The sequence below is a fragment of the Acinetobacter sp. ANC 7912 genome, assembly GCF_039862785.1.
Classification (GTDB): domain Bacteria; phylum Pseudomonadota; class Gammaproteobacteria; order Pseudomonadales; family Moraxellaceae; genus Acinetobacter; species Acinetobacter thermotolerans.
This window is the reverse complement of sequence record NZ_CP156795.1, coordinates 898,323-921,366: the sequence shown is the minus strand read 5'-3', so window position 1 is coordinate 921,366 and position 23,044 is coordinate 898,323. Positions and strand designations below refer to the sequence as shown.

General features: G+C 44.3%; 19 protein-coding genes and 2 pseudogenes. 10 read left to right on the top strand and 11 right to left on the bottom strand.

From position 1 onward, the window contains the following. Window positions 1-491 precede the first annotated feature (491 nt). On the bottom strand, window positions 492-1,394 hold the full coding sequence (locus tag ABEF84_RS04585) for a neutral zinc metallopeptidase (RefSeq protein ID WP_347453716.1): 903 nt from the start codon (window positions 1,392-1,394) through the stop codon (window positions 492-494). Between the two features lie 50 nt (window positions 1,395-1,444). Then, window positions 1,445-2,371 (bottom strand): DUF808 domain-containing protein, encoded by a 927-nt coding sequence (locus ABEF84_RS04580; RefSeq protein ID WP_347453715.1) that lies wholly within the window; start codon window positions 2,369-2,371, stop codon window positions 1,445-1,447. A gap of 190 nt (window positions 2,372-2,561) precedes the next feature. On the opposite strand from ABEF84_RS04580, the gene trpS reads away from it, so the two are divergent. Continuing rightward, window positions 2,562-3,575, top strand: a complete 1,014-nt coding sequence (gene trpS, locus ABEF84_RS04575) for a tryptophan--tRNA ligase (RefSeq protein ID WP_347453714.1) — start codon at window positions 2,562-2,564, stop codon at window positions 3,573-3,575. A gap of 58 nt (window positions 3,576-3,633) precedes the next feature. Here the strand turns inward: trpS and ABEF84_RS04570 are convergent, their stop codons facing one another. Together ABEF84_RS04570 and lysS are read right to left on the bottom strand one after the other, a co-directional pair. Beyond that, the gene (locus ABEF84_RS04570; RefSeq protein WP_347464086.1) at window positions 3,634-4,938 is read right to left on the bottom strand and encodes an IS4 family transposase; all 1,305 of its coding nucleotides are present in this window, start codon (window positions 4,936-4,938) and stop codon (window positions 3,634-3,636) included. A gap of 445 nt (window positions 4,939-5,383) precedes the next feature. Continuing rightward, entirely contained in the window at window positions 5,384-6,913 is a 1,530-nt protein-coding gene (gene lysS, locus ABEF84_RS04565; protein WP_347454394.1) for a lysine--tRNA ligase, read from the bottom strand. 376 nt (window positions 6,914-7,289) lie between these two features. Between lysS and ABEF84_RS04560 the strand changes: the two genes are divergently transcribed. Next, entirely contained in the window at window positions 7,290-7,805 is a 516-nt protein-coding gene (locus tag ABEF84_RS04560; RefSeq protein WP_347453712.1) for a YqiA/YcfP family alpha/beta fold hydrolase, read from the top strand. Window positions 7,806-7,863: 58 nt separating this feature from the next. Here ABEF84_RS04560 and ABEF84_RS04555 read toward each other — a convergent pair whose 3' ends face one another. Beyond that, complete coding sequence (locus ABEF84_RS04555) at window positions 7,864-8,406, bottom strand: adenine phosphoribosyltransferase (protein ID WP_034586249.1); 543 nt, start codon at window positions 8,404-8,406, stop codon at window positions 7,864-7,866. A gap of 497 nt (window positions 8,407-8,903) precedes the next feature. Here ABEF84_RS04555 and rubA point away from each other — a divergent pair, with 497 nt between their 5' ends. The 4 genes from rubA (at window position 8,904) to oxyR (ending at window position 12,233) form a co-directional block, all read left to right on the top strand. Then, window positions 8,904-9,068 (top strand): rubredoxin RubA, encoded by a 165-nt coding sequence (gene rubA, locus ABEF84_RS04550; RefSeq protein WP_034586247.1) that lies wholly within the window; start codon window positions 8,904-8,906, stop codon window positions 9,066-9,068. Window positions 9,069-9,146: 78 nt separating this feature from the next. Then, complete coding sequence (locus ABEF84_RS04545; RefSeq protein ID WP_347453711.1) at window positions 9,147-10,325, top strand: FAD-dependent oxidoreductase; 1,179 nt, start codon at window positions 9,147-9,149, stop codon at window positions 10,323-10,325. A 57-nt stretch (window positions 10,326-10,382) separates the two neighbouring features. Beyond that, window positions 10,383-11,327: an esterase EstB gene (gene estB / locus ABEF84_RS04540; RefSeq protein ID WP_347453710.1), complete on the top strand. Its 945-nt coding sequence runs from the start codon at window positions 10,383-10,385 to the stop codon at window positions 11,325-11,327. A gap of 6 nt (window positions 11,328-11,333) precedes the next feature. After that, window positions 11,334-12,233 (top strand): LysR family transcriptional regulator OxyR, encoded by a 900-nt coding sequence (gene oxyR / locus ABEF84_RS04535; protein WP_347454395.1) that lies wholly within the window; start codon window positions 11,334-11,336, stop codon window positions 12,231-12,233. A gap of 152 nt (window positions 12,234-12,385) precedes the next feature. On the opposite strand, the gene ppk1 is transcribed toward oxyR, so the two are convergent. Further along, on the bottom strand, window positions 12,386-14,467 hold the full coding sequence (gene ppk1 / locus ABEF84_RS04530; protein ID WP_347453708.1) for a polyphosphate kinase 1: 2,082 nt from the start codon (window positions 14,465-14,467) through the stop codon (window positions 12,386-12,388). Between the two features lie 125 nt (window positions 14,468-14,592). Then, window positions 14,593-15,267, bottom strand: coding sequence for a monofunctional biosynthetic peptidoglycan transglycosylase (gene mtgA, locus ABEF84_RS04525; protein WP_347453707.1), 675 nt, complete (start codon window positions 15,265-15,267; stop codon window positions 14,593-14,595). Window positions 15,268-15,343: 76 nt separating this feature from the next. Between mtgA and ABEF84_RS04520 the strand changes: the two genes are divergently transcribed. Beyond that, complete coding sequence (locus ABEF84_RS04520; protein WP_347453706.1) at window positions 15,344-16,162, top strand: rhomboid family intramembrane serine protease; 819 nt, start codon at window positions 15,344-15,346, stop codon at window positions 16,160-16,162. Window positions 16,163-16,181: 19 nt separating this feature from the next. Here ABEF84_RS04520 and ABEF84_RS04515 read toward each other — a convergent pair. From ABEF84_RS04515 to ABEF84_RS04510, 3 genes and pseudogenes are all read right to left on the bottom strand, one after another. Next, window positions 16,182-17,966 (bottom strand): annotated as a pseudogene (locus ABEF84_RS04515) (ABC transporter permease); the annotation flags it as partial. Between the two features lie 74 nt (window positions 17,967-18,040). After that, a pseudogene (locus tag ABEF84_RS15610) lies at window positions 18,041-18,656 on the bottom strand (ABC transporter permease); the annotation flags it as partial. Between the two features lies 1 nt (window position 18,657). Then, window positions 18,658-19,383, bottom strand: a complete 726-nt coding sequence (locus tag ABEF84_RS04510) for an ABC transporter ATP-binding protein (protein ID WP_347453704.1) — start codon at window positions 19,381-19,383, stop codon at window positions 18,658-18,660. A gap of 9 nt (window positions 19,384-19,392) precedes the next feature. On the opposite strand from ABEF84_RS04510, the gene ABEF84_RS04505 reads away from it, so the two are divergent. After that, window positions 19,393-20,028 (top strand): arylesterase, encoded by a 636-nt coding sequence (locus tag ABEF84_RS04505; RefSeq protein ID WP_404798867.1) that lies wholly within the window; start codon window positions 19,393-19,395, stop codon window positions 20,026-20,028. 34 nt (window positions 20,029-20,062) lie between these two features. On the opposite strand, the gene ABEF84_RS04500 is transcribed toward ABEF84_RS04505, so the two are convergent. After that, window positions 20,063-20,677: a carbonic anhydrase gene (locus tag ABEF84_RS04500; RefSeq protein ID WP_034586221.1), complete on the bottom strand. Its 615-nt coding sequence runs from the start codon at window positions 20,675-20,677 to the stop codon at window positions 20,063-20,065. A gap of 382 nt (window positions 20,678-21,059) precedes the next feature. Between ABEF84_RS04500 and ABEF84_RS04495 the strand changes: the two genes are divergently transcribed. Continuing rightward, window positions 21,060-22,022 (top strand): alpha/beta fold hydrolase, encoded by a 963-nt coding sequence (locus ABEF84_RS04495; RefSeq protein ID WP_404798886.1) that lies wholly within the window; start codon window positions 21,060-21,062, stop codon window positions 22,020-22,022. A 14-nt stretch (window positions 22,023-22,036) separates the two neighbouring features. Then, complete coding sequence (locus tag ABEF84_RS04490; protein WP_347453702.1) at window positions 22,037-23,044, top strand: hypothetical protein; 1,008 nt, start codon at window positions 22,037-22,039, stop codon at window positions 23,042-23,044.

Below are 23,044 nucleotides of genomic sequence, written 5' to 3'. Positions count from 1 at the left end.
CGTAATTTTTAACAGTTCTTTCATGCTTCAAATAGGGAAAACTATTTTTCGCCTATATCTGGCCATAATATTTTTCTAGTCATACTTTCGTTGTGCTTGACCTATTTTGCCCAAATTCAGGAAATTCTGCAGGTGGATCAAAACTATCAGCAAGTTTAACCTCTGACTTTAACCAGCAGTCCATCTGAGCAATAGATATTAGTCTCCAATAACCCAAAACCGGACAATGCTGTGTTTGTTCTCAACTGAGAAAAAGCAGATTTTATTTATCCCAAACATTCGATTCAGCAGTTTTATCATCACGACATTTCTAACCTGAAATTTACAGTATTTAGGATCGGTCTATTTGCAATTGCTGTCTTATTTATCTGTTTTAATCTGATTAAAGACTTCCGCCATTTTTAAGCTAATAATTTAAATATTGAGCAAAAAATAAAGGAGCATTTCTGCTCCTTTATTCGTTCTACAAAAAACTGAAATATTAAACAGCTTTAAATTCCTTTATTAAAAGTATCGCAGTCCGCCATTTGCCCCGATTTCAGACCGGTATTAAACCACTGCATCCGCTGTGCGCTGGTACCATGGGTAAAGCTGTCAGGTACTGCATGCCCTTGGGCTTTTTTCTGTAAATAGTCATCACCAATCTTATGTGCAGCATCCATCGCTTCTTGCACGTCACCCTGTTCCAGAAACTGGGTACGTTCATGGTTATGATATGCCCACACCCCTGCCAGACAGTCGGCTTGTAATTCTTGATACACAGATAACTTATTCGCCTGCGCTTTGGTCGCCTGCTGACGTGCCTGTTGTACCTGTGAAGAAATGCCTAACAAGGTCTGAATATGATGTCCAACCTCATGTGCCACCACATACGCCTGAGCAAAATCACCCGCCTGGTCATTACGAGACAATTCAGTTTGATTCTGCTCGCCACTGATGTCCATCTGGGTACGCATATCTTTAAAGAAAGACGTATCGATATACACTCTCTGGTCTGCTGGGCAATAGAACGGCCCCATGGCGGATTGTGCGGTACCACAACCGGAATTCACTACACCACTAAACATCACCAGTTTTGGTGGCGTATATTGCTGGTTCAGCTGCTGCTGGAAGACTTGTGACCAGGTATCCTCTGTATCTGCGAGCACAGTACCGACAAATTCCATCGCTTCCTGTTGCTCAGGAGTAGGATTATCCAGACCACTCGTTTCTGCACTGGAAACATTTTGAGTCACTTGTTTGGTGGCTTGATAAGCCTGTTGCGGATCGACACCAAAAAATTTCCAGGCCACAAAGGCCACGATCAGGCCAAGAATACTGATCCCACCCGCTTTAGCCCCTCCGCCACGGCGGTCTTCTACATTGCTACTAACTCGACGACCTTTCCAGCGCATAGTGATTTCCTTATAGTTTACTTCAGCTTATTTTAGCGAGTCAGGATTAATTATGCCTGCTTCGATTTAGATTTAATCTTTTGAATTAAAGCAATTACGATAAATACTAGCAACCCGGCAATAAAACCAATCACCAAATTAATAAATGTTGGAGTAACCGCACCCACAATACTCCCCATTGTCGGAATATGCTCGACATACTCTACGGAATCTTCGGTGAAATGATGGAACCATGGGATGGTATGCGCAATAATCCCGCCTCCAACTAGGAACATGGCAATCGTTCCTACAATCGTTAGCGTCTTCATAAGCTTGGGCGCAAAAGCCAGCAAACCACGCCCCACACTTTGTTTGAAACTTGATGCCTGCTCGGTTAGGTATAATCCCAGATCATCAATTTTTACAATCATGGCCACAAAGCCATACACTCCGATCGTCATCAACACCGCAATTGCCGAGAGTACCATCACCTTAGTCGTAAAAGCTGCAGTAGCGACAGTACCTAGCGAAATCACAACAATTTCAGCCGACAAAATAAAGTCAGTACGAATCGCACCTTTAATTTTGTCTTTTTCGAATTGCACCAGATCTGTTTCAATTGTGGTTAATTCTGCTTCAGCTTCTTCTTCAGTCTTGGCTTTTTTGTGCTTTAGGCTATGTAGCACCTTTTCCACGCCTTCATAACACAGAAACAGACCACCAATCATTAATAAAGGATTGATTAACCATGGTGCGACTACGCTGATCAGCAAAGCCAAAGGAACAAGAATGAGTTTATTAACGAAGGAGCCTTTGGCGACACCCCATACTACAGGAAGCTCACGTTCTGAACGTACACCACTCACTTGCTGAGCATTGAGCGCCAAATCATCCCCCAATACCCCAGCCGTCTTTTTTGCCGCCATTTTACTCATGACCGCAACATCGTCCAGAACCGTGGCAATATCATCCAGTAATATTAATAAGCTACTCGCCATTCTTGTTATTCCTTATAAATGTAGAAATATTCTACTCACAAACAAGCTTCAAGATTGTATTTGCTTCTTTAAATTCCTAGATTTTTTACAGCAGGCATTTATTGTGACTGACATTCAAAAACAGAATGCCGTACAATGTTGCGATCCTAAAAATTTTGAATGTAGTACGACTACTGTTTTGGAATAGATAATGAGTAATCAAGATAATCGTCCAGTGATCTTGACTGGCGACCGTCCTACCGGACAACTTCACCTCGGTCACTTTGTTGGTTCTTTGCGTTCTCGCGTGGGTTTACAGGATTCGCACCATCAACATTTGCTGCTTGCTGACGCTCAGGCCCTGACAGACAATGCAGATAACTTCGAAAAAGTACGTCGTAATATCATTGAAGTTGCAACTGACTATCTTGCTGTCGGTATTGATCCGACTAAAACTACGATCTGTGTACAGTCTTGCCTGCCCGCGCTGAATGAGCTGACCATGCTGTACCTGAACTTCGTAACGGTTTCTCGTCTGGAACGTAACCCAACGATTAAATCTGAAATCCAGATGCGTGGCTTCGAGCGTGATATTCCAGCGGGCTTCCTGTGCTACCCAGTCGCTCAAGCTGCTGACATTACTGCATTCAAGGCAACTGTCGTTCCAGTGGGTGAAGACCAGATTCCAATGATCGAACAGACCAATGAAATCGTGCGTCGTCTGAACCGTCAGGTGGGTCGTGAATTACTGCCTGAATGTAAAGCACTACTGTCAAATGTTGGCCGTCTACCTGGTTTTGATGGTAAGGCGAAAATGTCGAAATCTTTAGGCAATACTATTGTTCTTGATGCATCGGATAAAGACATCAAAAAAGCAGTCAATGCAATGTATACCGACCCGAACCACCTGCGTATTGAAGATCCAGGCCAAGTTGAAGGTAATGTGGTATTTACTTATCTTGATGCATTCGATCCTAACAAAGAAGAACTGGAAGAGCTAAAAGCGCATTACCGTCGCGGTGGTTTAGGCGATGGCGTGGTGAAAAAACGTCTGGAAGGCATCCTGAAAGAGCTGATCGGCCCAATCCGTGAACGTCGTATGGAACTTCAAAAAGATCCTGACTACATCATGGATGTCCTGAAAACAGGTACTGATAAATGCCGTGATATTACTCAGGCAACTTTAGATGAAGTGAAAAATGCACTCGGTGTGTTTCACTTCTAAGTCCGGAAAAAAGCTTTAAAATACTGAAAAGCCCTTCTCATGAAGTAATGCCAGTCAGTTAAGAGATTGACTGGCTTTTTCTTGGGTATTTTTGAGGTTTTCCTTTTACAACCCTTGGATAACTCCTCACTCTTCTCTCAGGTATAACATACCGATTAGATTTCTCCATTAAACTTTCCAGATGTTTGGGTAGATTACCTGCAGAAGCCAAAGAGTCGAATCTGAGTAAATTAAGAAGGGCAATAGATGCAATATGAAAACTGATCCTCAACGGGCTTACTTTGGCACGTTGAGCCATATATTTCATTTGTCTTCTTAGAACATTATAAGCAATCAAGACACCCCATAATTCTTGATAAATTAAGTCTGGCTGTTTGCTCCTTAAGTGCTTACCTTCCTGTAAATTGCTTTTAATTTCTCGGTAACACATTTCAATTTCCCAACGCTGAGCATATAACTTTGCCAAGGCTATAAGTGGGTATGTCTTTGAATCTAATAATGAAGTAATGTAACGTCTGATTTTTCCTGCCTGCTCAACTTCAATTAAACGTGCTTCCCAGTAATCTCCTAATGCTGGATTAAGTTTTTTGGCTCTTGCTGATATTGGCATCCTGATATGAAAATCATGTGGGGAATTCCGTTTAATTATGTCATAACGTAAATTATCTTTTGCTCGCATCAGCCAATGACTTGATTCTCCACGTGTTTGCCAGCCTATTAAAAAATCAGCAGAGAAATAAGCTCGATCAAACAAAGTAATACTTTGTGCTGGAGGAGATAATTGATTTACTAATGTGAGTTCACCTTGATCCATACTGCCTATTTGGGCATCTATGATTTCATGAGTATTGGTATTCACTAGACACGTGGCTCTAACTTGTGGGTAAGGTGCTACAGCAGTTTTACCTTTAGATGAGCCAAAATGATTAAAATTCTCCTTGGTCAGTGGCATAGACCAAACCACCCCGTCAACAGCACATACACTAAGACCTTGAAAGGTTGAATATTGTTGTTGTGATTCATCAAACCATGCTTGGCTGATTAAGGAGAATAAGGCGGCTAAGGGTTCTCGACCTAAACGTTGTCGAGCTTGGACAGCTGCACTAGGAACACAATAATCTGTTGTACCAAACACGAGTTTTAATTGTTCTACCACATAGCTGATGGGTTGATTGCGAAACAAGGCAAGCCCAAGAACAAGCCAAACCACGTGCTCAGCAGGTAATTTTCTCCTTCTGATCGATGCCTTACCTGTTTGATGCAGAGATGTTTCAATCCAATTTAAGTCAATAAGTTCACAAAAATGGCTAAGTGATGGGAGAGCATGTTCAAGAGTGGATTCTAAATGTTCAGATAAAGACATAAAAAAATGAGCGTATTTACATACACTCATTTTTACTACATTTTGCTAATATTTGCTTAACTGACTGGCATTACTTCTCATGAAGGGCTTTTTTGTGAGTCATCTCCATAATTAGTTCATATTATGGAATTTAAGTCACAGAACTGTTTAAAAACTTACTTTAGTTAACAGCACTTAACACGTTTACCAATGTAATAAAGGCTGGATGGTTTTATTCTGATTACATATTCAGGAAACAGCAAGAAACATTCTCCACAGTTTCATTTGCAATAAGTTTTTCCTTTTTCTACGCAATGACAACCCCAATCATTGCGTTTTTTTTGTCTGCCGTTTTTGTAAGAAGCCATTCTAGCCTAGAGGAGTCTATCACAATGTTCGGCTTATGTGACAAAAAGTAATCATAAAAAAAACCCGCATCATGTGCGGGGTTTTTTCGTGCTTAGACTTAAGCGTGTTTATGACGCATGTGCGGGAACAGGATTACGTCACGGATACTTGGTGCATTAGTAAAGATCATTACCAGACGGTCGATCCCGATACCTTCACCTGCTGTTGGAGGCAAACCGTATTCTAGTGCTTCAATGAAGTCAGCATCATAATGCATTGCTTCATCATCACCTGCATCTTTCTCAGCAACCTGAGCCTGGAAGCGTTCAGCCTGGTCAATCGGGTCATTCAATTCCGAGAAGCCATTCGCCAGCTCACGACCACCGATGAAGAATTCAAAACGATCCGTGATATGTGGGTTTTCATCATTACGACGAGCCAGTGGAGAAGTTTCCGCGGGGTATTCAGTGACGAAAGTTGGCTGACGCAGTTTGGTTTCTACAGTTTCTTCAAACACGATGGTTTGCAGTTTGCCCAGACCGAAACCTGGTTTCACTTCTTCTTTCAGCTCTTCACGCACGAATTTCGCCAGGAATTCACGGTCATTCACGTTTTCAGGTGTGAATTGTGGATTGTGCTCAAGAATCGCATCAAACATGGAGATTTTCTTGAATGGACCTTTAAAGCTATACACTTCATCGCCATAAGGCACGTCAGTTGTACCCAGGATATCCAATGCTAGTTTTTCCAGCATCTGTTCAGTCAGTTCCATCAGATCTTTATAGTCTGCATAAGCCTGGTAGAACTCGATCATGGTGAATTCTGGGTTGTGACGGGTCGAAACACCTTCATTACGGAAGTTACGGTTGATTTCGAAGACACGTTCAAAACCACCTACAACCAGACGTTTCAGGTAAAGCTCTGGCGCAATACGCAGGAACAGTGGCATATCCAAAGCGTTGTGGTGTGTTTCGAATGGACGTGCAGACGCACCGCCTGGAATCACGTGCATCATTGGTGTTTCCACTTCCATGAAGCGTTTTTCAGTCAGGTAGCTACGGATACCAGCAACCACTTTGGCACGGATTTCAAAAGTTTTACGGGTTTCTTCGTTAACAATCAGATCCAGATAACGTTTACGATATTTCACTTCTGTGTCAGTCAGACCATGGAATTTGTCTGGCAGTGGACGTAGTGATTTAGTTAACAATTCAAAATGTTCGATATGAACATAAAGATCACCTTTACCAGAACGGCCGATATAACCTTTTGCTGCGATGATATCGCCCAGATCCAGTGATTTGATGGTTGCCAGTGTATCGGTATCCAGTTCTTTACGTGGTACATACAGCTGGATACGGCCAGTCATGTCCTGGATCACGATGAATGAACCACGGTTCAACATCACACGACCCGCAACTTTTACATAAACCTTTTCGCCTGCTTCAATTTCTTCTTTTGATTTATCAGCGAACTGGTCTTGAAGGTCTTGTGCATAATGTTCACGCTTGAAGGTATTTGGCCATGGGCTCTTACCTGTTTCCTTGGCGTGGTCTTCAATCTGCTTTAACTTGGCATGACGCTGTGCAATTAAATCGTTTTCGGAAATGTGTTGTTCAGAAGTCGATTGAGCGTTAGTTTGCGTCATCTCTGCCTCGAATAAGATTAGTTTAAAAATAGAAGGTGCATACAATAGCAGATTTTGACACTAAATCGTAGCGTCATCACTCATCTGAATTCTCTTTTCTGCTCAAATCTATCCTTTCCCTATAAATTTATTCCTGTCAGACAACCGCCAACTCTTAACAAAGAAGAATTTGTTAAAAATTAATTGACCATTAATTCAAAAAATAACGTTTTGATATCAAAGTGGTGAAAGAATGCTTGCGACCTTTGGGTTAATTCTTTCGTTGGGCAAAATCTCTTAGACCAAATGCTAACTTCTTTCATTGTATAGACGTTCTACAATGTGCTCAGACGCAAATCATTGCTGGACCAGAAAACAAACGAATACGACGACCATAATGAGCCAATGCACTTCTAAAATCCTGTTTATTCATGGACTTGATTCTTCCAAAGAGTCAACAAAATTCCATGCTATCGATGCAGACAAAAAATATTGTATCGATGTGGATTATCGTAACCTCAATTATGTAACTGTAGCCGAATTTTATAGCGAAATTATTCAGAAAATTCAGCCAGATATCCTTGTCGGACATAGTTTGGGCGGTTACTGGGCCTTAAAGATGTCGCAGCGCTTCCAGATTCCTTGTGTGATTGCCAATCCAAGCCTGAATCCGAATTTCCGTGATGACTACCCTGCCATCTGTGATGAGGACCTGCAGCACGATATTCCTCAATTTGCCTATATCGAACTGGGCGATGAAATGCTGGACATGCATACAGTGCAGTCACAACTGGAAGATTATATGCATGTTGAAGCGGTTGCCGGGGGGCATCACCGTCTGGAACATCCGGAACGACTCAATCCACTGATTCTGCAAATTGAGCAGCTTTTGCAAAATCACTACATCATATAAAAATAACAGCCATAAAAAAGCCCCACAGGCTGTGAGGCTCTCAATTACCTAATCAGACTTAAGCCGCTTCTACTTCAGGCTTAGATTTGTCATCCAGTACAGTCCAGATATCCAGACCTAAGTCATTGTGCAGATCTGGCAGATCTAGGAAGATACTAGCACCCAGAACTTCATGATTACATTTAGCAGCCAGCTCACGTACCGCTTTTAAAGTACCACCAGTGGCCAATACATCATCAACAATAATCACTTTTTTAGACTGTACTTCAGCAGACATTTCCAGACGATCCAGACCATATTCCAGACTGTAACCGACACCCACGACTGGAGGTGGCAATTTACCTGCCTTACGAACCAGCAATAAGCCTTTTCCGGTACGCTGCGCCAACAGGCTAGCCAGCACGAAACCACGTGCTTCAACCGCAATAAAGCTGTCTACTTCTTCCAGCTTTTCAGCAGGAATGCTCGCAATCAAGGCATCAGTTAATGCACCGATGTTGTTCATGAAAAGCGGTGTCAAGTCAAAGAAGCAGATACCTGGCTTTGGAAAATCCTGGACAGTACGAATGTGAGACCACAATGAAGTAGACATATTGCTCATGGGAGATCATTAGATAAGAAAAAGGAACCCGCGAATTTTAAACTGTATTACGACTAAAGGATAGTGGAAATTGTGTATTTTTCCTGCAATTTCCCTCTTGACATTTCCATATCTATTTTTAATTCAGGGAATTATCATAGTGCTTTTTTAATAAAAATTTTAATGTTTATTCCAAGTACTATAACTCACTTCAGCAAAGTCAAATATTCTTCAGCTGGCACTCATCACCAGAAAAAAATCATCTTCGATTGATTCATCTAAATGGTGAATTTTCCAGCATATTTCAATCCATAAAAAAATTGAGCAAATGACATTTTCTGACCCGTATCGCTATTCTGCTTTTAATTTCACTGAATAAACTGTTATCCACTTTACTTTCTGAACAGAACTGCGTAAAAATTTAGCCAAATATGAATGCTGAAAATGCCATATTATTAGAGTCTTGCCTGTTCAGGTTTTTATCCAGCCCGAAGAATCGCTGGTTTTTGGAGAGTTACATGAAAAAATATCAATGCATCGTTTGTGGATGGATTTACGACGAAGCTGAAGGCTGGCCGCAGGACGGTATCGCACCAGGAACAAAATGGGAAGATATTCCAGATGACTGGACTTGCCCAGACTGTGGCGTATCTAAACTCGATTTTGAAATGATCGAAGTCTGATCACAGCCAGACAAAGGCCATTTTCAGTGGTCTTTTTTTATGCCCTTAAATACATACTAAAAAAGCATGGAGTTCAATATGCATCCTATCGTCATCATTGGTTCGGGTATGGCAGGTTATGCTGTCGCACGAGAGTTTCGTAAGCTTAATCCAGACCATGAACTGCTCATGATTTGCGCCGATGATGCGACCAATTATGCCAAGCCTACCCTGTCCAATGCTTTCGTCGGCAAAAAAGCGCCTGAAAATATTGCACTAGGTGATGCAGCAAAAATGGCAGCTCAACTGAATATGCGTATTGAAACTCATACCTGGGTGAAAGCGATTGATGCCGTAGCCCATGAACTCACTATTGCCAAAGACGGACAAGAACAGAAACAGCCTTATTCCAAACTGGTGCTGGCTGTCGGTGCCAATCCGATCCGTTTAGCCATTTCAGGTGATGGTAGTGATGACATTCACGTGGTGAACAACCTGACTGACTATAAAGCTTTCCGTACCAGCCTTGCAGCTCGTCAGGACAAGCGTGTTGTAATTCTAGGTGCAGGCCTGATCGGCTGTGAATTTGCCAATGACTTGCAACATACTGGTCATCAGGTCACCATCATTGACCTGGCACCATATCCATTAGTGCGTTTGCTGCCAGAACATGTGGCTAAAGCCTTCCAGCAAAATCTGGCAGAAACTGGCATCAAATTTGTCTTGGGTACTACGGTTGAAAAAGTCTCTAAAGTGGACAATGGTGACTATCTGGTAACGTTAGCCAATGGTCAGTCTGTGATTGCCGATGTAGTCTTGTCTGCTGTTGGCTTACAGCCAAATGCTTCTATGGCCAAAGCCTCTGGTGTACATGCAGTACGCGGTATCTTGACTAATGCGCATCTGGAAACCAACCTGCCAGACATTTACGCAGTCGGTGACTGTGCAGAAGTTAACGGGACTTTACTGCCTTATGTGATGCCGATCATGCAACAGGCGCGTGCCTTGGCAAAAACCCTGAATGGCGAATCGACTTCTGTGCACTACCCAGCAATGCCAGTGGCTGTCAAAACCCCAGCAGCACCATTAACCGTACTTCCGGCTCCTGCTGAAGTCGAAGTAACCTGGGAAACTGAAGAGTTTGACGATGGTATGCTGGCCAAAGCCACGGATAGCGAAGGCACACTTCGCGGCTTTGTATTACTCGGGCCAACTGCAGCAAAACAAAGACTTACACTGACTAAACAGGTCCCTGACTTGATTCCTGCAGCTGTTTAAGGTTTAAATACACAGGACATTCTTTGTACAGAATGTCCTTTTTTCAGGAAATTGGTCATGAACAGTGCCTTGCAATACAGTGTTTCCCCATACTCAGCTTTTATGCATGAAACCAAGGTCGATCTTGGTAATGGCATTGAACTGCATGTCGAAGTTGGCGGTTTAGAAAATCAGCCCACGCTGCTGTTAATCATGGGACTCGGTGCACAAATGCTGTTCTGGCCAGATTTTTTCTGTAAATCCCTAATTGACCAGGGCTTTCGTGTTATTCGTTTCGATAACCGTGATATCGGCCTATCTTCCAAGGTGCATCATAAAGGTCCACGCCTGAATACCTTGAAACTGATGGGACGTTTCATGCTGGGACTGGAAAATCAGGGCGCACCTTATACCCTGTATGACATGGCCGATGATGTCAGTCTGCTGATTGACTGCATGGGTCTCGATGAAGTTTATGTGCTGGGCGCATCGATGGGCGGCATGATTGCCCAGATTCTGGCAGCGCGTTATCCGGAAAAAGTGAAAAAGCTTGGTTTATTATTTACCAGCAATAACCAACCGCTGTTACCCCCTCCATTTCCAAAACAACTCTTTAGTCTAATTGGCAAGCCGGCTTCGCATGATGAAGATGGAATTGTCGACCACAGCCTAAAGCTTTTTAAAATCATTGGCTCACCGGGTTATGTCAACCAAATCGAAGCCATGCAGACCGCCCGCAAATTATATCAGCGAAGTTATTACCCAGCGGGTGTACTTCAACAGTTTTTAGCAATATTATGTACGGGCTCGTTGTTGCAACTGGATAAGCAAATTCCTCATGAGACGCTTGTGGTTCATGGCTCTCACGATCGCTTGCTCCCTCCCGGCCATGGTAAGGCTGTTGCAAAGGCAATATCAGGTGCTAAATTTGAATTAATTGATGGAATGGGGCATGATATCCCACCGCATTTTATTCCATATCTTAGCGAATTATTTGCTGATCATTTTAAATCATTAAATTAGGACACTATGGCTGCATTACCATCCCTAAGACAGCTGTCATACCTCGTAACACTGTCAGAGACGCTGCATTTTACAGAAGCTGCTCGCCGTTCTTTTGTGACTCAGTCCACCCTGTCTGGCGGGATCATGGAATTGGAGCGTTTGCTTGGTGGCGTTCTTGTTGAACGTGATCGTCAGAACGTACGTTTGACCCCGCTTGGTGAACAAGTGGTTGCACGCGCCCGTGTTCTACTGGCAGATGCTCAAGACCTGATGCGTTTAAGCCGCGAAATGAGCGAGCCGCTGACCGGCGACCTGCATCTTGGGGTGATTCCAACTATCGCGCCATTTATCCTGTCACAACTATTGGATGAAGTGCATAAACAGTTACCAAAAATCCAGCTGTACCTGCACGAAGCCCAAAGTGAAAAGATTGTGGAACGTCTGGAACACGGCAACCTGGATATGGTGGTGCTGGCACTGCCGTTTGATACTCGCAGCTTGAAAGTCGCTGAGATTGCCAAAGAAAGTCTGTACGTAGTTCATCACAAATCTGACCAGAATGCAGCAAATGCCAAAACACTAGAAGATCTGGATCTGTCTCGTCTGATGTTGCTGGAAGAAGGCCACTGTCTACGTGATCATGCTTTAAGTGCCTGTCCGATCGGTGAACGTAAAAATGATCACCGCCTGAAAGCAAGCTCACTACCGACACTGATTGAAATGGTTTCTTCTGATTTAGGCTTCACCCTGCTGCCAGAAATTGCAATTCATACCAATATGGTGAAAGCTAATTCAGAGCTTCAGGTGAACCGGATTAGTGGTGCACCAAGCCGTACTTTGGCTTTGGTAACACGTAAAAGTACACCGCTGCAAAGTGAATTCGATGTATTGCTACAGATTCTACAAAAAGTTACTCAACACTAATCTGCTAGACTAGCCCAAAAGGAGCACTTCGGTCGCTCCCTTTTTATTACCTAAATGATTTGAGATAGGCCGCAGAATAAGCTTTCGATTAAGCCGATTCAAAATAAAAAGAGGCCTCATTTTGAGCCTCTTTTTGAATGAAAATTGACGTATTACTTAAAGGTTTCTAACAGTACCCGCTGTGCATTATGCGGTGCTTCCCCTTCTGCCGGTTGTGCGCGTACCCAAGTACCATCACTTTGCAACAACCAGGCCTGCTGGTTGTCTTTCAGGTAGTTCAACAAACCTTGCTGATAGATGCGTTTTTTCAAGGTTTCATCTTCAATCGGGAAACAAGCTTCAACCCGGTTAAACAGGTTTCGGTCCATCCAGTCGGCACTTGAACAATAAATACGTGAATCGCCATTATTCAGGAAGTAATACACGCGGGTATGCTCCAGAAAACGACCGACAATAGAACGTACACGAATATTTTCCGACAAACCCGGTAAACCCGGACGTAGACAACAGATTGAACGGATGATCAGGTCAATCTTCACACCAGCTTGAGAAGCTTCATACAGCTTGTTAATCAGCTGCAGTTCGGTCAAAGCATTCACTTTGACGATGATCTGCGCTTTTTTGCCCACTTTGGCATTGGCAATTTCATTGTCGATGTAATTGATGAGTTGGGCATGCAAGGTAAATGGCGCATGTAGCAGCTTTTTCAGCTTGGCCATTTTGCCCATACCAGTCAGTTCCTGGAAGATCCGGTGCACATCTTCACACAAGTCTTTGTCCGTGGTCAGCAAACCATAGTCGGTATAGATACGCGCATTGCCAGCATGGTAGTTCCCGGTTCCGAGATGGACATAACGTACCAGCTTGTTGTTTTCTCGACGTACTACCAGAATCATCTTGGCATGGGTTTTATAACCCACGATGCCATACACCACGACTGCACCTGCTTCCTGCAGCACATTGGCTACGGCGATATTGGATTCTTCATCAAAACGTGCACGCAGTTCAATAACGGCGGTAACTTCCTTACCATTCCGCGCAGCTTCTGCCAGTACCTGCACGATTTCGGAATCTGCACCGCTGCGGTAAAGCGTCTGCTTGATCGCCAGCACCTGTGGATCGCGTGCCGCTTCACGCAGCAAAGAAATTACCGGAGAGAAAGACTCAAACGGATGATGCAGCAGGATGTCCTGCTTCTGCATCGCGCTAAAGATATTTTCCGATTTCTTCAGGACTTTAGGTACCACCGGGGTAAATGAGTCATAACGCAGATGTGGACGTTTAAAATTCGACAGTAAACGCGCCAGATTTACCGGACCGGCCACTTTATAGAGTTGCTCTTCTTCCAGGTCGAATTCATCCAGCAGGTACTGATAAATATGCTGAGGACAGTTTTCTGTCACTTCCAGACGCACGGCACGACCAAAACGGCGTGAGTTCAGCTCGCCTTTGAGGGCAATTGCCAGATCTTCCACATCTTCATTCAGTGCCAAGTCGGCATTACGGGTGACACGGAACTGATAGCATCCGGTTGCGGTCATGCCCGGAAACAGGTCAGAGACATGCTCGTGAATAATCGCAGACAGCATCACGTGGTGTTCTTTACCACCAGTCAGTTCATCCGGCAGACGTACCACACGTGGCAAGGAACGTGGTGCAGGAACCACAGCCAGATCGATCTGACGACCAAAGGCATCCTTCCCTTCCAGAGTTACGATAAAGTTCAGGGATTTATTGACCAGACGCGGGAATGGATGCGCTGGGTCCAAACTGATTGGAGTCAGTACGGGAGCGACCTGTTCCTGGAAATATTTTTTCACCCATTGCGATTGGGCTGGGGTTAACTCACCACGACGCAGGAAACAAATATCTTCTTCACGCAGTTTCGGCAAGATTTCTTCATTTAAAATACGATACTGTCGTTCAATCGCTGCATGGGCAGTTTTGGAAATCTGTTCTAGCACCTGTTTCGGCGTCAGGCCATCCGGACTACGGCTTTCATTGCCCAGATACAGCTGTTCCATCACCCCTGCTACACGGATCTCGAAGAACTCGTCCAGGTTACGGGAAAAGATCAGCAGGAAGTTCATACGTTCCAACAGAGGATGTAGTGGATCCACCGCCTGCTCCAGAACACGCAAATGGAAATCCAGAATAGACAGTTCCCGGTTAATATAGCGGTCGTTATAGGTATATTCAGTCTGTACTGTAGGGCTATTCGCTGCCGTATTCATATGGAACCTATATAAATTCTAAAGTCTTCATTCATTACTATCAGTATGCTTTAAATTTATGACATTTTCATAAAAAAAGCCCGATTTCTCGGGCTTGATGGTGAATATTTATAACAATATTTCCCTTAAGGAATTTCCGCATAACGCATATAGCGGTGAATCATATGCTTACGTGCCTTGAGCGCAGAGGCATGACGATGTTCTTCAAAGTATTTCGGATTGGTCAGAATCGCGGCCAAGAAGATGGCTTCATCTTTGGTCAGGCTTTCTGAAGTTTTGCCAAAATAGTGTTTGGCTGCGGCTTCGGCCCCATAAACATGATGACCGAACTCAATCGAGTTTAAATACACTTCCAGAATACGCTCTTTTGACCACATCCGTTCCATCATCCAAGTGGCAATCACTTCCTGGCCCTTACGCAAAAAAGAACGCTTGTTAAATAGGAATAGGTTTTTCGCCAGCTGCTGGGAAATAGTCGAACCACCTGCTACGACCTTGCCCTGCTCTTTGTTTTTACTCAATGCGGTCTGAATACCTTCCCAGTCAAAACCGTGGTGATGCATAAACTTGCCATCTTCAGCAGTGACCACGGCCTTTTTCAGGTTAGTACTGATCTCGTCATAAGGGCGCCATTGATGCTTGATCGGTACAGCTGGCTCACTCCAGTAATCCAGACGCATCATCATGGTAGTATCCACCGGCTTGAAACGCCACCAGGCCAGAGAGGCAAAAATCCAGAGCTGGATACATAGAAACACACTGAACAACAGCAGGAAGATTCGGATCAGAAAAGCTTTCATGTCAGTGTGTTACTCCTGAAGATGTCAATTTTTCGTGTTAAGCTTGTCGGAAAGATAAATACAGCACAAGAATAGCATGTCTGAATACGCACCGCCTTCCATTCACCGTAAACTGGACGTCCACGCCTGGTGGTTCACTGCCCTGTTGATTGCTGTGAATATCGGATTATTTGTCTGGCAGATTCTGACTGGCACCGATGCCAGCAGTCCGGGTACGCAAGACGCCATTCGCTGGGGAGCTGATTATGCACCTTTGACCTATCTGGCGGAACCCATTCGCGTATTTAGCAGCATGTTTTTTCATTTTGGTCTGATTCACTTGATGTTGAACATGTGGGCACTGTATATCTTTGGCAGTGTTGCCGAGCAGATGCTGGGACGAGCCTATTTCGTTGGTCTGTATCTCTGTGCTGGGCTGATGGGCAGTCTGCTCAGTGGTTATATGAGCATTCAAGATACCTATACACTGATCGAAGGCGGTGTCGCCAATCCTGAGCTATTTCCACGTGTCAGTGCCGGTGCTTCAGGTGCCGTGATGGGTCTTGGTGGTGCACTGACCATTATTTCCATTCTGCCAATTTTGCCGCGTCAGCGTTTTATTCTGGATAAAAAGACCCTGCTGATGGTAATGGGGATCAACCTGTTTATGGGCTTTATGATTGCCGGCATTAATAATGCCGCGCATATCGGCGGCATGATCATGGGTGCGGTACTTGCAGCCCTTTGGTATGCCGGGCAAAGACTACATAAGCCGGCAATCATTAATTTCATCGCCCTGCTTGCCGCCTTTGCAGCCTGCTATTTCATGTATCAATACAACCTTAAACTGCTTGAACCAATTCAGCCGCTCTGGGAAGAAGTACTGGAGATGATGCGTAAGCAACTGAACATCTAATTTACGTATCATCAATTTCTTATTGGTTTAATTCTCGCAAGCTTTGCAACGGGGGAATTTCACTGAGATAACTCAGTCGATAACGTCCAATCAAGGCACACAGCACCGTCATAAAGATTGGCAGAATTAGCCAGATTTCCCAATGTGGCTGAATCGGCAATTCCATGCGGTAGCTTGCCACCGCACTAATTACTTCCGCAAATAGGCAAGAGACAACGCCAGCACAGAATCCAATAAAACCAATTTCCAGACTAAGCATGGTTTTCAGTTTCTGCCTGGAGCTGCCAAAAGAGCGTAACAAGGCTACTTCCCGCTTGCGTTCATCCATCAGTAAATTCAGGCAGGCAATCAGCACCAACACCCCAGAAATACTGACCAGTAGTGCCAGTACAGTGACGATCTGCACCAGCACATTCACAATGCGTTTAATCTCGTTCAGGATCAGGCTGACATCAATAAATACAGTATTGGAAAATTGCTGGATCAACTGCACCAGTTTCGGCCGTTCCTGTTCCGGCACATAGAAACTCCCCAGATAACTGCCAGCATTAGCATCCATGGTATTCGGCGTAAAGATAAAGAAAAAGTTTGGACTAAAGCTTTCCCATTCCACACTACGCAGATTCACCACTTTGGCTTCCAGTGGGCCTTCCGGCAGACTAAAGGTCAGCTTGTCGCCAATCTTAATTCCAAGTTCTTCTGCAGTTGCTGCTTCGACCGACACTTCTCCCCGCTGTTTTAGTTCAGCCTGACCACTAACAATCACATTATCCTGCGGATAGCGATCGGTCTGGGTCAGGTTCAATTCACGACGGAGTGTATTGCTCTTTTTTACCAGTTCAGCAGAAAAAGGTTGGTCATTTTTGGCAATCAGACGACCGCGAATATTCGGATACAAAGGCGTACTTTTCCAGCCATTTGCTTCTACCCGTGATTTAAATGCCGGCATGTCAAACGGCGGCAAGCCATACACAAACTGGTTCGGTGTCCCTTCCGGCAATTGCTGCTGCCAGCGCTCCAGCAGATCGGTACGCAACACGGCCAGCACCGTAATCAAACTTAAACCGAGAGCCAAAGCGGTAATCTGTAAAGCGGTCTGATAAGGCGTACGGACATAAGTGGAGATTCTTGACTTGGAATTACGTAGAACTTTCAGTAAGCCCCAAACTGTCAGATACAGCACGGCACAGAGCAAAATTATCGCGCCTATCACCCAAGCCGTCAGCACAATATCCTCTGTCAGTACAATACTGAAAATGATCAGGCTGACAGTGCCACAGACCAGCATCCACAGCATGGAATGTACCGATTTTTCTTCCTGACGGATGACACGGATGGGTGGTGTGTTCAGCAACTGCCATAAGCTTGGCATTACAAAACCCAGTAACACCACTGCACTGGTCAGCATGGCAATTGGCAAGGGCCCCAGCAGCATCGCCGTAGCAGAGAACTCAAGCTGCAAGTTTGGAATCAGCTGTAGCATGAGCTGCAGCAAGCCATAACCCAATGCAACACCTATCACGCTACCAATCAGCATGGCGATTAAAAGCACTAAACCCAGCAAAGCCAGATAAGCGGCTAGAATCTGATTTTTAGTCGCGCCGATACAACGCATCAGGGCAATATGATCCTGATTCTGCTGCACATAACGCTGTGCAGTTAAGGCGATCGCAATACCACATAGCAAGATGGTGAGAATATTGGCCAGTTGCAGGAAGGTATCCAGATTGGCAATTGGCTTCATCAAGCGGGTATTGCTTTCATTGGCATTTCTGAGACGCAGGCTGTTCTGCTCTTCAAACTGCTCTTGATCCGCATCGGAATCCGATTCAGGTTTGATAATTTTTTTAAAATCTTTCTGATAGGCTTTAATGCTTTCTGGCTCACCTGCCATCAACAAACGGTAATCAATCCGGCTACCAACCTGAATCGCATTGGTTCTGGCTATATCAGCCTGAGAAATAATCACGGTTGGAGAAAAACCGGAAAAGCCTAGTTCCTGATTGGAGTCATAATCAATCACTGCGGTGATCTTAAACGCAGCGTCAGCAATATTAACCTGCTCCCCGACTTTAACCTTGAGCAAATCCATAGCACGTTGACTCAGCCAGATTTGGCCTGGCTGAATCTGCTTGGCAGCTGGTTTAACACGGAGCTCACCACGTAAGGGAAAAGCTGAATCAATGGCTTTGACATTGACCATGACAAATTCATCATGGGTATGTGCCATACTACCAAATACAGTGACTTCGGATTGTTGCAAGCCCAGCTGATCTGCTTTATCCCGCCAGCGATCTTCAATCGGTTCATTGTTGCTAAGCTGCAAATCCCCGGCCAGCATTTCTGCTGCCTGTAGTGCTACCGCATTCTGAATCTGTTCATTACTAAACTTGAGTGCAGTGGTCGCGCTAATCGCTAGAGTCAGGGCAATGATCAGCAGATAAATACCGGTGGTCTTAAAGCTCTGGGTCAGTAAAGGTCGGAAGAGATGCATATCATCCTCCATTCGCATGTTCAGTTAATTGACCATTGCTCAATTCAAAATGGCGCTGGCATTGCTGCGCCAATTTCTGATCATGCGTGACCAGTACCAGCGTCGTGCCGAGTTCCCGGTTTAACTGGAATAACAGCTGTTCGATTTCCTGTGCAGTTTCTCCATCCAAATTACCCGTTGGTTCATCGGCAAAGATAATTTTGGGTTCACTGACCAAGGCTCGGGCAATGGCAACGCGTTGCTGTTCCCCACCCGATAAGACTTTTGGCGTTTGCTGTGCTTGTCGATCCAGCCCAACTCGCTTTAACAGATTTAAAGCTTTCTGTTCCGCTCCGGCATAGTTAAAGTTTGGTTGCAGTCGTAATGGCAACATGACATTTTCCAGTGCAGTCAGATGCGGCAACAGCTGAAAGGACTGAAATACAAAGCCGATATTTTCCAGTCGAACCTTGGCACGTTGTTCTTCATTCAGTTCGGTAATTAATTCACCGCAAACCTGTAACTGCCCGGAACTGGCCTGATCGAGGGTAGCCAGAATACCCAGCAAAGTTGATTTTCCAGAGCCGGATCGTCCAGTAATCACCACCTGCTCACCGGCCTGAATTTCCAGATTCAGATTCTCAAAAATCGTCAACTGTTTTTGTGATAGTTGTATCTTTTGTGTCAATTGTTGAGCAGAAATGATGGGCTGTGGCATGATGGAGTTTTCCCGGCGGTCTTGAATCATACTTATCCTATGCGTCTTAATATTCGAATTCTAAAGTCTTATTTATTCCGCAGCTTAGCGCTTTTCAGCCTGTGCCTGACGCCTGTTCTAGTTTCAGCAAAGACGATTATGATTTTGGGTGACAGCTTAAGTGCGGGTTATGGTATTCAACCTGAACAGGGTTGGGTCTATCTGTTGCAAAAACGTTTAGACCAACAGTATCCGAAACAGCATAAAGTGGTCAATGCAAGTGTCAGCGGCGAAACTACCAGCGGTGCACTGGCGCGTCTGCCTAAACTGCTGCAGACACATAAGCCGCATATTGTGGTCATTGAACTGGGGGGAAATGATGGTCTGCGTGGTCAGCCACCACAAATGATTCAGAAGAATCTGTCCAGTCTGGTCCAGCAAAGTCAGAAAGCCAAGGCAAAAGTCATTTTATTTGGCATGAAAATGCCACCCAATTATGGCCAAAGCTACAGCAAAGCTTTTGAAAATAATTACAAGGTGGTCAGCCAGCAATATAAAGTGAAATTACTGCCATTTTTCCTGAATGGCGTGGCGGGAAATAAAAGCCTGATGCAGCAGGATCTGGTGCATCCAACGGCTAAGGCACAAACAATCCTGTTAAATAATGCCTATCCATACATTAAAGGCGCCCTCTAAGGCGCCTTTAATTCAATCAGATTACAGAATCTGATCAGAAGTCAAAAAAAGTGACTTCACCTGTTTCCAGTGAATATTCTGCACCAATCACTTGCAGTTTGCCTTGCAGAATCAGGTTCTCTAGTACGGCAGACCCATGACGCAACTGGTTGACTGAAGCAAAGACGTTCGATTTCACTGCATGTCGAGACAGTTTGTTCAGGTCATCTTTCAGCTCAGTCTGCATCAGGATTTCAACTGATGGACGCACACGGTTCACAATTGACATTAGGTTTGCAGATGGCGGGGTTGCCGGATTGGTCAGGGCTTCAATGGTTGAATGAATCGCACCACAATGGGTATGACCCAATACAATGACCACAGGACAGCCAAAGCTTTCTGCTGCGAATTCCACACTACCGACCTGAGACGGCGCCACAATGTTACCCGCAACACGAATCACGAACAGGTCACCCAAGCCTTGGTCAAAGATCATTTCCGCAGGTACACGCGAATCTGAACAGCCTAAAATAATCGCAAAGGGTTCCTGACTTTCTGCCATTTCCGCACGTTCTTGATGCGATAATAATTTTAAATGCTGTGTTTCACCATTAACAAAGCGCTGGTTACCTTTTTTAAGACGTTCGATCGCTTCCTGAGCTGTGAGCATTCCTGTTTACCACCATTGTTTTAAGTTGCAATATCTTAATCCCCTGATATGGGAATGTCACTTGCAAAAAAAGAACTTGTGCAAATTTCTATCTTTTCGGATAGTTCACAGTTTTTTTGCCATTTCCCAGCATACTTCACATGAAAACCGGATTTTTTCTAGACAACTGTATAAGAAATTCGTGACATTGGTTCACAATAATTTACAATAGAAAACACATCATCGTTTTCACCCAAAAGTTCTATTTACTTTGTGATTCAAACGATCTTTGAGCAGTGCACCTGATGCAATACACGGAATTGTAGCCATGATAAAAAAACCAATAAAACGCTCAAAATTACTGTGCGCGCTTGCCCTAGCTGTTACTTCAACTGTTAGTACGATGAGTCAGGCCCAGGTCTTTTCACCTGCTCGTGCTCAGACTTCGAGCAATATCTTAAATCAATATTTATTCCAGCAACGCACCCAAGCAGGCTTGCAAAATAAAAGCATCAAAGTTGGGGAAATTACCTGGAGTTATAATGAAGGTGGCAGTAAAAACCGACCTTCGATTGTACTGATTCACGGTCTGGCCGGTACCAAAGATCACTGGAATCGTGTCGCACAATTTCTAACCCCTTATTACCATGTCATCATTCCAGACCTGCCGAATAATGGCGATACCAGAACGCCTGAGGACTTTGACTTTTCCGTACCAAATGTCACCTCACAGCTGCGCCAGTTTCTTGAAACCTTAAAAGTTGAGAAAAACCTGCATGTGGCAGGTCATTCGCTGGGCGGTTCTATTGCCACTGTTTATGCAGCTCAATATCCTTTTGATACACAAAGTCTGTTTCTCATCAATAGTGCCGGCATCTATAAACAGGCCAATACTCCATATACTCGTGATCCACATGCTTTAAAAAATCTGATCGTAAATAAACCGGGCGATCTGGATGATGTGCGACATAAACTGATGCAGCATCCACCAGCTTTACCAGACAAACTGGTACAGGCACAGGAAAAACTGCTGATTTCACAAGCGGACAAAACCAGCAAAACCATTGACCAGATTGTCATGCTGAGCCGCATCTATACGCCAGAGACTTTTGCCCGCTTAACCCGTAATGTAGAAGCGCCAACGCTGATTCTCTGGGGCAAACAGGATCGTATTATTAATGTCGAAGTCGCCAAGGAACTACATTCCCTGCTCAAACGTGCGGAAACACCAATTATCCTGAATAATGTCGGTCACGTGCCATTACTCGAAGCAGACCAACAGGTGGCGCAGTATTATTTACCATTCCTGGCCAAAACCCAGACCCTAAAAAATCCGCTGGCAGATAAACTCATTCCTTTAAATTAAGTTTTAGAATAACCATGCAGAAACACCCGATGATTGAGCAATTGATTGATGCTCAACTTGATTTCCTCGATCAATCCTTTGCTCAATCTGAAACCATTCAGCAAGAGTTTCAAGCATTCTATCTCTGGTTTCGTAAACAGGCACTGAAAGATCTGTGGAACCCAGCCCAGATTAACCAGCTGCTACAAAAGCAAATCTTAGGCACAGCAGCAAGCTCTTTTCTAATCGAACAGATTGCCGAACATATCCGTTTTGCACTGGTACATCCGGCAAATGACACGACCAAGATTTCTGATGTGATTCCGGTCATGACCATCGACAAGATTGCCCAGTATGTGGCGAGTAAAAGTAGTCACCGCCAACGCCTGATCAAACGCATCGTGAATAATCCTGCTTTCTCTGCCATGATCAGCCAATTGATCCAGCATTCGATTCAGGATTATCTGGACAATTCAATGATTGCGAAAAGTGTTCCAGGTGTTTCCCGCTTTATGAAAATGGGAAAATCTGTTTTGGAAAATGTCACCGATAGCAGTCTGGACAATGCCATCAGCAAGTATCTGCAAAAGAATATTCTGAAGCTGGGCCAGTTGAGTGAAAATATTCTGAACCAGCATTTTGATGATGAGAAACTGTATCATTTTCAGGCAAATCTCTGGCATAAAATCAAGGATATGCCATTATCAGTACTGAAAAATTATATTGAGGTGCAGGATTTGAGTCAGACCGTGGATCTGGGTCATGAAATCTGGGACCACATCCGTCAGACCGATTATTTGCAGCAACAGTTACATGATGGCATTCATGCCTGGTATGTACGCAATCAGGAACATACTTTTGATCAATTATTACGAGATCTGAATATTGATGAATCGCTGATCCAGACCGAACTGAATGAATTGCTGACACCGATTATTCAGCAGATGATTCATCAGGGCTATTTACGTGAACGTGCCCGTGCCTATCTGGAAAAATTCTATTATTCAGAAAGCACACTGAAAATTTTGAAAGTTGAAGAATAA